Genomic DNA, 12694 nt, shown 5'->3' on the forward strand with positions numbered 1-12694 from the left:
TTGTGAAAATAATATTTATATAAAACCCCGGAAGCTAACTTCCGGGGTTTATTTTCTTGTTATCTTAAGTTTAATTCAGGTAGATTCCAAAATACCAGGTCCAGCTTATTAAAATAAGCTGCATTAGGATTCTTTCTCGATATAGATAATTCATTCCCGGCCCTGTGTAATCGGCTTTAAAGATATTGATCTTTTTCTTTGAAGCATTGATATTGGCTACGAAAACCAATACATAGAAAACAATCAGTAAAACTGCCGTAATTTCACGTATTGAAGGAATCATCAGTCCAACTCCGGCTGCAATTTCAATAATTCCGGTAAAGTATACCCAAAAGATTTTAGCAGGAATAAAATTAGGAATCATCATCGCCATTCCTTTCTGAAATTTAAAATGGGAAAGCCCAGTAAAGATGATAAAAACAGCCATCCCCAGATTTCCGGAAAATAAAAAATTCAAGCTTCCCTGAAAGATCTTGGTTCCCAGCAAAGCCAGAAGAAATGTAGTAAAAAGAATTGTTAACAGCTTCATACTTCTTTATTTTTCAGCAAGATCTTTCACTACTTCCAGTCCTTTTATAAATCCTGTATTCAGATGATCCCGCCATTCTTTTTCTACCTGAACCTCAACATGAAGTTTGGTTTTATCTCCAAAATCGATTAGAATATATTTCTCAAAACAACCGCTCCACTCCATTACTTCTTTACTATGAATATCTTCGTTTCCATCTTTATCCACCATTCCCAAATGCTTAAAGATAATCTGGTCTGGTTTTTCAAGGCTGTCGATTGTAGAAACCATTCCTTCTCCTTCTGAATTTAAAAAGTAGGTCTTTCCTCCTACTTTCCAATCGGTTTTCATGATACTGCCCGGACTGAAAAATCGGGTCCACTCGCTGTACGTTTCTGCGCCCCAAAGAATATCCCAAACTTTCTCTTTCGAGGCATCGATTATTTTTTCGTAAGATAAAGTTTCCATATTTTAAATTTAAATAATTAAACTTTAAAGCTGATTTTCAGAAAGATTCTTCACAATCCCTAAAGCTTTCGGAAATTTTTCTTCAAAGAAGCCTTTAAATTCTGCCGGTGTCTGAATTTCACTTTTCAGTTTGGTCCCTTCATCATTTTCTTCCAGAATATAAGCTTCCGTCGCTTCTCCCCAATCCTGAGGAGCTTCTACTCCACTATAAATTTCTCCAAGATGCAGGAATTTAATTTCTTTTGCGGGAATGTTTTTTTCTACACGGCTAAACATTCCGTTGTTATTGGGATCTAGGAATTTGATAATGTTTCCCTCTTCTAAAGTACCCTGGTAAAAGGAACCTTCTGCAAAAGCTGTCGTCCACTGTCTATACGAAATATCGTCCCAAAGTACGCTCCATACTTTTTCAGGAGATGCATTTATTTGTATTTCAAAAACCAGTTTTTCCATTGTTCAAATATTTTAAGATTAATTTACCTCCATTTCGTAACAAATCCATTTTATATTACATCAAACAACAAGCCGAAAACTGAAAGGCATTTCTCTATGAATTATAAGCATTTTCTAAATCTGAAATAATGATTTTCTGCATTTTCATCATCGCCTGCACAACTTTCTGAGCTTTTTCCTGATCAGGATCGCTCATTAACTGGATTAACCTTTTAGGAACAATCTGCCAGCTGAAACCAAACCGGTCTTTCAGCCATCCACACATACTTTCTCTTCCCCCGTTAGCAATCAGAGAATTCCAGTATTGATCTGTCTGCTCCTGATCATCGGTCATTACAACCATTGAAATGCCTTCATTAAAATCGAATTGGTGATCGTAAGAATTATCCATGCAGAAAAAGCTGTAACCGTCAATTTCAAAGTGAGCATGCTGAATATTTTCAGCAGGTTCCGGGGTCGGATGTCCTTCACTTCCTTCTTCGTACCTCAAGATATTTCCGATTTTAGAATTAGGGAAAATACCTGTATATAATTCCATAGCTTCCATGGCCTTTCCATTATTTTCATGGATGAACATTAAGGTAGGAACCACTTTTTGCTCGCTGGCTTTCTCACCTAAGAAAATCTGCCACGTCACTCCATATTTATCCCGTACCCACCCATATTTTTTACTCCATGAATAAGAGTCTAAAGGCATCAAAGCCATTCCGCCTTCCAGAAGTTGGTCCCAGTATTTTTGAACTTCAGCTTCGGTATCACAAATGACCATAAAAGAAACGGAAGCATTTTTTGTAAAATGAGGTCCGCCATTTAAAAGCATTAATTTTTGTCCGAAGATCTCTATATTCATAACAACAGGAGTATCTGCCGTAATTTTCCCTTCAAAAATTTTACAATAAAAGTCTGCAGATTCTTTTGCATCTCCGTCGTACCAAAGACACGGAAAAATATCGTTATTCATAATTTTAAATTTTAAGTTGGTTTTAATTCTCATTAAAAGAAAGATTGTTTTCTTTCATATAATTCTTAAGCTTTTCCATTGAATTTTTCCCAAAACCATGCAGCTGCATGATTTCTGTCTCGGAATAGCCGGAAAGTTTTTCCAGAGAATCTATTTTTTCTTTTCCTAAAGCTTTTCTTGCAGACGCAGGAATAATTCCTTTTAAAAAATCACTTTCCACAACATGATTAACAGCGCAAATGGAGCTTAAACATTTTGCCATTATTACTAAATTTATCATGATTCTGAAAAGTTTTTTGTTAATGATTTTCTACATACTTGTGGAAATTATCCAGAATTGCATACCAACCATCTCTCTGCATTTCCACTGAATTCTGCTTTTCAGGATCAAAACTAATGTTAACTTTCGTTGTGTTTTCATCAATTTTATTGAAAGCTATATCAACATTTCTCCCATCTTCCATGTGGTATTTTATTTTCTGATCAGGTATAACTTCATCATAAACTCCTTCAAAATCAAAACCGAAGCTTCCGTCTTTCGCTTCCATTCTGTTTTTGAATTTTCCACCCACTCTCAGATCATTTTCAGAGCTTGGACATTGCCAGGATTCGTGGGCAAAATTCCATTTGGTGATATGTTTAGGATCGTTATAGTAATTCCAAACCTTCTGTACAGGGGCAAGAATAGTAATATCAATTTTAATAGGTTCCATATAAATTTATTTTTTTGTGGTCAGGAAAAGGGCAACCCAAAACAGTTACCCTCTTATATATAATTTAGTTTAAAGATAAGGTTATTTTGCGTATCCTTCGCTATAATTCACCATCCAATGAACACCATATTTATCCTGAAAGCTACCGAAATAGTCTCCCCAAAACTGGTCTTCAATAGGCATTTCAATATTTCCGCCTTCAGAAAGTCCTTTGAAAAGTCTGTCCGCTTCTTCTCTGGATTCCGGGAAAATGGAAACGTAATTATTGTTTCCTACATTCAGCTTCTGTCCGAAACTCGGGACAATATCTGATGCCATTAACAGATCTCCTCCAATCGGAAGGGCAATGTGCATTACTCTGTTTTTTTCTTCGTCTGACAGGTTTTCAGTTCCCGGAGCATTTCCCATTTTGTGAACTTCTCCTAGAAATTCACCCCCGAAAACAGATTTGTAAAAATTGAAAGCTTCTTCCGCTTTCCCGTCAAAATTTAGATAAGGATTTAATTTAGCCATGATTTCTATTTTTTAAAGTTTTTTAATCGTTGTAAGCAAAGTAATTGGCTTATTTTGCTTTCATATTTTGTTCTTAACGCAAAGAGCACAAAGGTTTTTCTTTAAATTTTTGAAAATACTTTTTGTTCGCAAAGGCGTTTCACTCAGAAAAGTGTTGAGATTTTCTTTTTTCATATTTTTTGTCATTCTGACGAAGGAAGAATCTTAAGTATTCAAGAAGAGATTCTTCACTTCACTCCGTTTCGTTCAGAATGACAGTACGACAATTATATCTTATTAAATAATTATGATTTTTTAATTCAAAAATTTTTCAACTTCACTTACTGTAAAATCAATCAGTTTCTCATCTACATTTCCGCTAAAGTCAGCCATCATATAGGAACCGTGAGTAGCGGGGAGAATCATCAACTTAGAGCCTTCCACCAAACGCCACATTTCGACCACATGTTCAGGCTTTATCACGTCTTTATCTCCCGATATAAACAAAGTCGGAGATGTTATTCCTTTCAGAATATTTTCGTTCCAGTCTTGAAAAGATTTCATTCTTCCGCTGTCCTTATTAAACATATTTTCAAGTGCTGAAAAGTCAGGATTCAAGTTCAGGAAATTAATTTTTAAAGGTTCCGGCATCGAATCTAATGTTACCTCCTCCATACTCTCGAAAAAACCATCCATCATGCCACTTCTTTTGAAAAGTGCAGATGCTACGATAAGTTTTTCAACTATTTCCGGATAAAGATGAGCAATTTGCATTACTGTGCTTCCGCCATTACTGAACCCCCAAAATGAAGCTTTTTCGATGTTGATCTCTTTCAGAAGAGCTGTAACGTCATGTGCATCCTGTTCAAAAGTTTCAGGAATATCACGATGCTCAGTCATTCCGTGATTTTGAAGATCAATTCCGATTAATTGAAACTGATTTTTAAGCCTTAAAATAATTTCCTTATAATCGAACAAAATTGAAGAACCTCCGCCATGAATCAATACCAAAGGTTTTCCGGAACCATATATTTCGTAATACATTCTGATTCCGTTCACTTTTTTATATCCTTTGTCTACAGGCTTCATTGATTTAATATTTCAAGTCTTTGTCAAAATCATATTTCATTCCTTCATATCCAAGAATTCTTCGCATTAATCCGATTTGTCCGCATAAATAGTCTTCGCGGCCAATGCACATTCCTACGAAATTCAACACTGTTTCCGGGAAAAAATCGATATTCATTCCCATAGGAAAAGTCTTATCTAATTCTTCATCTGTTGCTTCCAACAGTTTTTGATACACTAAAGGTGAAATTTTATGAAATTCTTCTTTCAATTCCTGTAAAGTCGGGTAATTAAAGCTCTCATCCAGTGCTTTCCCCTGAAAGAAAAAATCTTTATATTTAAATTCTTCGGTAAGGCCGAGAACAAATCCAAGTCCATAACGCATATCCAGAAAATTCCCAACCATCCAGATAATATGATTGGTTCTTCCTTCAATTCTTTTTAAAGCGTTTTCTTCAGAAATCCCGTCAAGAACAAGCAAGAAAGTCTGGCTGTGCCCCCGATAGGCAGGAATTATAATATCTAATTTTTTAGATTTCAGAGTATCCATTTTGTTTGATTTTTATTAGTTGCTGTATTATTTGATCGCCCCTGGCTTTCCCAGAATTCTTCTTAAATATCCTAATTGCCCACTGTGATAAATCTCGTGAAAGCAAAGAGTAGAAATATCTTTAATGTGTTCAGAATTAAAGCTATCTATCGTATTAAGCTTGGATTCCAATCTGTCCTGGGATACTTTTAAATAAGATTTAAGTTCATCGAAAGAAACAAACTCATCTTTTCTTTCTAAAGGAATCTCACCCCTGTTGTAGCAGGAAAATTTTTCACTGTTCCAAACTGGTTCTTCACCTAAAATATTCAGCAATGGATTTCTGATGTAGATTAAATGTCCTAAAACCCAGTTCAGACAATTGGCTTCACCATTGGGAAAGATCATAGCTTCCTCATTGGTAATCCCTTCAATATTCATCGAAATTACTTTATAGTTGCTCGATATTTGGATCTTGATAATTTCAATATCATTTTTCATATTTTTAGATTTTGGTGTCTAAATTTTCCCACAGTTTTTTGCAATAATTATGCTTATTGTGAGATTTTTTTAACTGATATGTTTTAACCACCCCGTCAAAAATTCTTTGAATTTTCGCTACCCCTCCATTGGAGGGGAATTGGGAGTACTTTCAATAATTCTGAGTGAGATTAATTTATACTGTAGGCAGTTGAGATGGATCAGCATATATAACGTTCCAGCCATGCCCGTTGATATCCCAGAAAGAATTCTGATACATCCAGCCATGATCCTGCGGTTCTTCTTGCTGGTAAGCTCCGTTGGCTACTGCAGCATTCACCACCTGATCCACTTCTTCACGACTGTCTAAACCGATAGCTACCAATACCTGTGTTGTATCTCCTTTCGGAACCGGTCTTTCCGAAAAAGTTTCAAAGAATTCTTCTGTTAAAAACATCACCTGGATATTGTCATTCAACATCACACAAACTGCTTTTTCATCAGTAATTTGTTCATTGATTGAGAATCCTACATTTGTCCAGAATTCTTTTGTTTTCTCAATATCTTTTACCGGAAGATTCACATAAATCTGATTGACTTTCATTTTGTAATTTTTTAGGGTTACTTGAATTGAAATTTATTCTGTCGGAAGTTTAGACATATCCGCAAACATAACCTCCCACTGATGACCATTCAAATCCGAGAAAGCATTCTGGTACATCCAACCGTGATCTTGTGGCTCGCTGTATTTTGAACCTCCGTTTTCAATAGCTGTTTTAACCATATTGTCAACTTCTTCACGACTGTTTACGCCAATAGCAAGGAGTGTCTGAGTGGTATCTCCTTTGGCAATAGGTCTATCTGTAAAGGTCTGAAAAAACTCTTCTTTTAAAAACATTGCATAAATATGATCTTCCTTCATAATTACACAAATTGCTTTTTCATCTGAGAATTGCTCGTTGATCGAAAACCCAAGCTGAGTCCAGAATTCTCTCGTCTTCTGAACATCTTTTACCGGAAGGTTTACATAAATTTGATTGATTTTCATTTTTTAATTTTTTAAGTGTTAAACTTTAAATCAAAATTACCAAGTCGCAATGAGAATCAACTTGCCATAAGGCAAGATTTAAATTTTCTTAGGATGGGAAACCAATTCCTTACGGATACGGCTTAAAGAAGTGTCTGTGACGCCTAAATAGGAAGCAATTTGCTTCAATGGAGCGAATTGTATAACGTGAGGTTTTTGTTCTAATAAATTAAGGTACCGTTTTGTAGCGGAAAGAGTAAACATTTCTACCGAACGCTGTTTGTATACAAAAAGCTGTTGAGACATCCATGCTCTTCCCCACTCTCTGAGGTTCGGGATTTTGTGAAATAATTCCTGAAAAGTTTCGAAATCAAATTTCCAGCATTCACAATCCATAATACATACAATATTTTCCTGTGTCGGAATTCTTTGAAACAATGAAGAAACTTCAATAATTATTTCATTTTCCACAAAAAAGTGGGTTGTCACTTCATTTCCGTTAAAATCATTGACAAATGAACGAGCAAGACCTTTCTCTAAAATATAATATTCATTGGCTGTTTTTCCTTCTTCCAGGATGAAATCTCCTTTCTGAAAAAATACTTTTTCATGAGACTGAAATATCTCTTCAAGTTCTTCTTGTAGAAAAAACGGGAAATCATAGCAGATTTCCAAGGCTTTATTGCTCATCAAATCGAATGTTTTTATAAGGTTTTAAATTTAGAATTTTTATCTGAGATGATGAAGAGAATATTAAACAAAACAATAAATACGACAACAAAAACAAATGTAATCCATTACATTTTAATACCATAAGCTATTTATAATGGTTATAAATTAATTAAACACGTTTAGTAATATACTGCTATTCTAAAGATTGATTTAAAGAAGTCTAACTAACGAAACTATGTCTGGATTTACTTTTAATTACAGTTTTCACTCCAACATCTACTATTTATCATCATTCGTTTCATAATATAATTTGTAAGTTCCTCATCATAAACATATTCTCCAATACCAACATTGTAAACAACACCATTCTTAACTGTAAAAATCATATTTATTTTTCTACCATTAAGAAATATGGTAAGATAGCCCTGATTATAACTGGTAGTGACTTCTTTTCCTTCAGAGAATTGATTAATTCTATCACAAATAAATGTCAAATCTCTCGCATCTGTTATTTTCAAATTATCTAATCCGCCGTTGTACTCATACCATCTGTTTTCTATTTCAATATCTGCATTATTACAGTCCACGGATTTATTTTTACAGCACATTAAAAACGTAAGAACGAAAAACATATTATAAAGATGGAACTTTCTCATCACTTCGGTTCAATTTAGTTTTGTTTTATTAATGTTTATACCAATTGTACTAGCAAAGTTGGAATATTACAATGTCATTACAACAGAAAAATGTTTAGACTTTTACGATTTCATCTTCAAACAATTTAACCAAAAATTTTGTTCAAAAATCAAAATAAAGAAAGCTGTATCGGTTTTGGAGGAGAAGGTTTCTGCGCGTCTCCAAAAACAGTTTTCCCGCCGAAACGCCATGAATTTTGTCTTTCCTCCTCAATAACCTGTTGAATATCAAAATCCGGGGTAAAATCTTTTTCTGTGGCCTCAATAATTTGATGAAGCTTATTTAACGTTTTTAATTTATCGGAATTTCCAAGCTTTGATTTTTCAATTCCTGACTTAATAATCTGAAGACTTTCATCATACACTTTTGTCGGAACAGGAAAAGGATGACCGTCTTTTCCTCCATGCGCAAAGGAAAATATCGCAGGGTCTTTGAATCTTGATGGCGATCCGTGAATCACTTCACTTACCAAAGCCAAAGACTGCATTGTTCGCGGACCAACTCCTTCCAACATCAATAAGTCTTCAAAATTTTGCGGCTGCTGTTCTCTTGTCACATACAAAAGGGCTCCAAGGCGTTTCAAATCAACATCAGAAGCCTGAACATCATGATGATTAGGAAGAATTAGTCTTGAAAAATCCTGCATAACCTCAGCAGAGTCGGTATGGGAAATTTCCAAAATTCCTTTCCTGTTTTCTGAAGCTTCAGAAGCGGTTAAATTCAAGATCTGACCTCTTGAAATTCCATTGATTCCCGTATGAGGTTCTTCAATAAAAGATTTTATGTTTTCTGAATGCCAATGGTAACGTCTTGCGGTTCCGTCAGATTCGTGCATTCCCTGCTGAACGACACTCCAGCTTCCGGTATCGGATAAAATAAAATTATGCAGATACAGTTGATAGCCATCCTGAATAGCCGTATTATCAACTTTTGCAGAAAGTTTACTTGCTCTTACCAGGTCATTTCCGTTTAAGCCTGTCTTATCTGCAATTTGAATCAATTCCGAAGGAGTATCTCTTGAGAATTTGCCTTTTCCTCCACAAATATAAAGTCCAAGAGACTGAGAATTCGGGTTAACCGATCTTTTCAAAGCTCCCATTACAGAGGTTGTAATTCCGGAAGAATGCCAATCCATCCCCATTACAGCACCAAAACTTTGAAACCAGAACGGATCTGAAAGGCGACGAATAACCTCATCTTTGCCATAATCCATCAGGATAACCTCAACGATCGAAAGTCCGAGAATCGACATACGTTCATACAGCCAAGGCGGTACTTTGCCGTAATGTAAAGGTAAATCTGCTGTTCCGGAACGTTTCATTCTGTAAAGGTAGGCGTATTGTTTTTAATTTTTATTGATTTGAGTCAGCAATTGTCAAGTTGATGTATATTTTTCCATTTATCGAAATGACAGTTTCATCATTTATGCTTAAACAAAAGTCCTGCGAAAAATTTTCACAGGACCTTCGTAGAAATTTTATTTCTTATCTTATTTTAAAGCTGCTAAAGCTGCTTCATAATTTGGCTCATGTGCAATTTCTGAAACCTGCTCCGTATAAATCACTTTATTATTTTCATCGGTAACAATTACAGCACGGCTCAAAAGCCCCTGCATTGGAGAATCAGTAATGGTCACTTCATAATCATCTCCAAAGCTCCCTCTGAAATCTGAAAGCGTTTCTACATTATTCAAACCTTCAGCTGCACAGAATCTGCCTAAAGCAAAAGGCAAGTCCTTAGAAACGTTAATGACAACAGTATTTTCTAAATTCGAAGCTTCTTCATTAAATTTTCTTGCAGAAGCCGCGCAAATTCCTGTATCAATAGACGGAAAAATATTGAATACTTTTTTCTTTCCATCAAAATTTTCCAAAGTTTTCACGTTCAGCCCGGAATCTACCAGAGCAAAATCCCTGATGGTTGTTCCTACCGATGGAAGACTTCCTATTGTGTGTATCTCATTTCCTTTTAAAGTAATCGTCGTTGACATAAATTTATTTTTTAAGTTTTTCAAATTTAATCAAAATGACGGGCTTTTTAATCTTACAGAAGGTTAAATTAATCTTAAAGTGGAAAATCTTATTTAGGATTAGTCTTAAAAATTTAATTTTTAACTAAATTTGTGAGTCTTAAAAAATCAAATAATAAATAACAGTATAATGTCAGACAAATCAAAAATCTATTACACCCTTACGGATGAGGCTCCAATGTTGGCAACACACTCGTTTTTACCGATTGTAAAAGCTTTTACAAAATCAGCAAACATCGAGATTGCAGTTCCGGATATTTCTTTGGCTGGAAGAATTTTAGCCAACTTTCCTGAATTTTTGAAAGATGATCAGAAAATCGGTGATGCTTTGGCTGAATTGGGTCAATTAGCTACTCAACCTGATGCAAACATTATCAAATTACCAAATATTTCAGCATCCGTTCCTCAGTTGGACGCAGCAATCGCTGAATTACAGGCTAAAGGCTTTGCAGTTCCCAACTACCCTTCAGAACCTAAAAATGATGAAGAAAAAGCGATTAAGGCTAAATATGCTAAAGTGTTGGGAAGTGCCGTAAATCCTGTGTTAAGAGAAGGAAATTCTGACAGACGTGCTCCCAAAGCTGTTAAAAACTACGCAAAAGCAAACCCTCACAGAATGGGTGACTGGGCTTCTGACAGTAAAACAGACGTAGCTCACATGAACGGAGGTGATTTCTACGGAACTGAAACTTCAACAACGTTGGAAAATGCTACAAAATATAGAATCGTTTTCAAAGGAAATGACGGTGCCGAAACTCAATTAAAAGATTTCGCCGCACTTCAGGCCGGAGAAGTTATTGATTCTTCTGTGATGAACTTAAATGCTTTGAAAGCTTTTGTACAGGAAGCTATCGAAGAAGCTAAAAACAGAAACGTACTTCTTTCTGCTCACCTGAAAGCTACGATGATGAAGATCTCTGACCCTATTATTTTCGGAGCTGTCGTAGAAACCTTCTTCAAAGACGTTTTCACTAAATATGCCGAAACGTTCAAATCTTTAGATATTAATCCAAACAACGGTCTTGCTGATCTTTTCGAAAAAATCAAAGGAAATGCTCAGGAAGCTGAAATCAAAGCTGATATTGAAGCTGCTTTGGCAAACGGACCAAGAGTGGCAATGGTAAATTCTGACAAAGGAATTACAAATTTCCACGTTCCTTCTGATATCATCGTTGATGCTTCTATGGCTGCTTTAGTAAGAGGCGGAGGTAAAATGTGGAACAAAGAAGGAAAAGAAGAAGATACTGTAGCAATTATTCCGGATCGTTCTTACGCAGGCTTCTATCAGGCTGTAATTGATGATATGAAAGCTCATGGGAAATTAGATCCAACAACAATGGGTTCTGTTCCGAACGTTGGTCTAATGGCTCAAAAAGCTGAAGAATATGGTTCTCACGATAAAACTTTCCAGGCTTCTGCTGAAGGAACTATTGAAGTTCAGGACGAAAACGGAAACGTTCTTCTTTCTCAAAAAGTTGAAAAGGGAGATATTTTCAGAATGTGCCAGACTAAAGATGCTCCGATTCAGGATTGGGTAAAATTAGCAGTAAACAGAGCTAGGCTTTCTGATACTCCTGCTATTTTCTGGTTAGACAAAGGAAGAGCACACGATAGAGAAATCATTAAAAAAGTTGAAAAATACTTAGCAGATCACGATACAAACGGGCTAGATATCAGAATTCTTGATGTAAAAGATGCAATGACAGAAACGCTAAGAAGAGCAAGAGAAGGAAAAGATACGATTTCTGTTTCAGGAAATGTATTGAGAGATTATCTTACTGACCTTTTCCCAATTCTGGAGCTTGGAACTTCTGCTAAAATGCTTTCTATCGTTCCATTGATGAACGGTGGTGGTTTATTTGAAACAGGAGCAGGAGGTTCTGCTCCGAAGCACGTTGAGCAGTTCCTTGAAGAAGGTTATTTAAGATGGGATTCTTTAGGAGAATTCTTAGCACTTCAGGCTTCTTTAGAACATTTAGCACAAACTCAGGGGAATACAAAATCTCAGGTTTTAGCGGATGCATTGGATGAAGCAAACGCTAAATTCTTAGCTACGGATAAATCTCCTGCTAGAAAAGTCGGACAAATCGATAACAGAGGTTCTCACTTCTATTTGGCAATGTATTGGGCAGAAGCACTGGCAAACCAAACTGCTGATGCTGAATTAGCAGCTCAGTTCGCTCCTGTTGCTGAAGCAATGAAAGAAAACGAAGAAGTGATCAACGCTGAATTAATTGGTGCTCAAGGTAAACCACAAAATATTGACGGTTACTACAAAACGGATACATACAAAACGTATGCAGCCATGAGACCGAGTACTGTTTTAAATGAAATCATCGACGGAATTTAATTTTCGGTTTTGATATAAAAATGAAAAGCTCCTTTTTAAAGGGGCTTTTTTGTTTGAAATTAGAATTTGTACACTTTAATTTATTTACCACCCGTCAAATCAAAGATTTGCCACCCCTCCAAAGGAGGGGAATTATAGAGATTTTTTATAATAAAACTACGTGGATTTTAACTCGGCACCTATTACCTATTACCTATTACCTATTACCTATTACCTATTACCTATTACCTATTACCTATTACCTATTA

General features: G+C 35.6%; 17 protein-coding genes. 1 reads left to right on the forward strand and 16 read right to left on the reverse strand.

The features are described from left to right. Window positions 1-70 precede the first annotated feature (70 nt). The 16 genes from MKS83_RS04405 to tpx all read right to left on the reverse strand — a co-directional run bounded on the left by MKS83_RS04405 (window position 71) and on the right by tpx (window position 10057). A complete protein-coding gene (locus tag MKS83_RS04405) occupies window positions 71-529 on the reverse strand; it encodes a hypothetical protein (protein WP_240582132.1) in 459 nt (152 codons plus the stop codon). A 6-nt stretch (window positions 530-535) separates the two neighbouring features. Continuing rightward, on the reverse strand, window positions 536-976 hold the full coding sequence (locus MKS83_RS04410; RefSeq protein ID WP_240582133.1) for an SRPBCC family protein: 441 nt from the start codon (window positions 974-976) through the stop codon (window positions 536-538). A 24-nt stretch (window positions 977-1000) separates the two neighbouring features. Then, a complete protein-coding gene (locus tag MKS83_RS04415) occupies window positions 1001-1429 on the reverse strand; it encodes an SRPBCC domain-containing protein (protein WP_240582134.1) in 429 nt (142 codons plus the stop codon). Window positions 1430-1523: 94 nt separating this feature from the next. Then, complete coding sequence (locus MKS83_RS04420) at window positions 1524-2390, reverse strand: VOC family protein (protein WP_240582135.1); 867 nt, start codon at window positions 2388-2390, stop codon at window positions 1524-1526. A gap of 22 nt (window positions 2391-2412) precedes the next feature. Beyond that, a complete protein-coding gene (locus MKS83_RS04425; RefSeq protein ID WP_240582136.1) occupies window positions 2413-2652 on the reverse strand; it encodes a hypothetical protein in 240 nt (79 codons plus the stop codon). Between the two features lie 37 nt (window positions 2653-2689). Then, window positions 2690-3103, reverse strand: coding sequence for an SRPBCC family protein (locus MKS83_RS04430; RefSeq protein ID WP_240582137.1), 414 nt, complete (start codon window positions 3101-3103; stop codon window positions 2690-2692). Window positions 3104-3184: 81 nt separating this feature from the next. Continuing rightward, the gene (locus MKS83_RS04435; protein WP_100375920.1) at window positions 3185-3616 is read right to left on the reverse strand and encodes a VOC family protein; all 432 of its coding nucleotides are present in this window, start codon (window positions 3614-3616) and stop codon (window positions 3185-3187) included. Window positions 3617-3910: 294 nt separating this feature from the next. After that, on the reverse strand, window positions 3911-4684 hold the full coding sequence (locus MKS83_RS04440) for an alpha/beta fold hydrolase (protein ID WP_240582138.1): 774 nt from the start codon (window positions 4682-4684) through the stop codon (window positions 3911-3913). A 4-nt stretch (window positions 4685-4688) separates the two neighbouring features. Continuing rightward, entirely contained in the window at window positions 4689-5213 is a 525-nt protein-coding gene (locus MKS83_RS04445; protein WP_240582139.1) for a DinB family protein, read from the reverse strand. A gap of 27 nt (window positions 5214-5240) precedes the next feature. Next, window positions 5241-5693, reverse strand: coding sequence for a hypothetical protein (locus MKS83_RS04450; protein ID WP_240582140.1), 453 nt, complete (start codon window positions 5691-5693; stop codon window positions 5241-5243). 175 nt (window positions 5694-5868) lie between these two features. Then, window positions 5869-6276 (reverse strand): VOC family protein, encoded by a 408-nt coding sequence (locus MKS83_RS04455; protein ID WP_240582141.1) that lies wholly within the window; start codon window positions 6274-6276, stop codon window positions 5869-5871. Window positions 6277-6309: 33 nt separating this feature from the next. Next, window positions 6310-6720, reverse strand: a complete 411-nt coding sequence (locus MKS83_RS04460) for a VOC family protein (RefSeq protein WP_240582142.1) — start codon at window positions 6718-6720, stop codon at window positions 6310-6312. 78 nt (window positions 6721-6798) lie between these two features. Continuing rightward, a complete protein-coding gene (locus MKS83_RS04465; RefSeq protein WP_240582143.1) occupies window positions 6799-7389 on the reverse strand; it encodes a Crp/Fnr family transcriptional regulator in 591 nt (196 codons plus the stop codon). A gap of 233 nt (window positions 7390-7622) precedes the next feature. After that, the gene (locus MKS83_RS04470) at window positions 7623-8027 is read right to left on the reverse strand and encodes a hypothetical protein (protein ID WP_240582144.1); all 405 of its coding nucleotides are present in this window, start codon (window positions 8025-8027) and stop codon (window positions 7623-7625) included. Between the two features lie 149 nt (window positions 8028-8176). Further along, window positions 8177-9388 carry a DUF763 domain-containing protein gene (locus MKS83_RS04475; RefSeq protein WP_240582145.1) on the reverse strand — a complete coding sequence of 404 codons (1212 nt, stop codon included), beginning with the start codon at window positions 9386-9388 and terminating at the stop codon, window positions 8177-8179. Window positions 9389-9556: 168 nt separating this feature from the next. Next, a complete protein-coding gene (gene tpx / locus MKS83_RS04480; RefSeq protein ID WP_240582146.1) occupies window positions 9557-10057 on the reverse strand; it encodes a thiol peroxidase in 501 nt (166 codons plus the stop codon). Window positions 10058-10226: 169 nt separating this feature from the next. Here tpx and MKS83_RS04485 point away from each other — a divergent pair, with 169 nt between their 5' ends. Next, window positions 10227-12446, forward strand: coding sequence for an NADP-dependent isocitrate dehydrogenase (locus MKS83_RS04485; protein WP_240582147.1), 2220 nt, complete (start codon window positions 10227-10229; stop codon window positions 12444-12446). Window positions 12447-12694: the final 248 nt, after the last annotated feature.

Source organism: Chryseobacterium sp. Y16C, from assembly GCF_022488405.1.
Lineage (GTDB): Bacteria > Bacteroidota > Bacteroidia > Flavobacteriales > Weeksellaceae > Chryseobacterium > Chryseobacterium geocarposphaerae.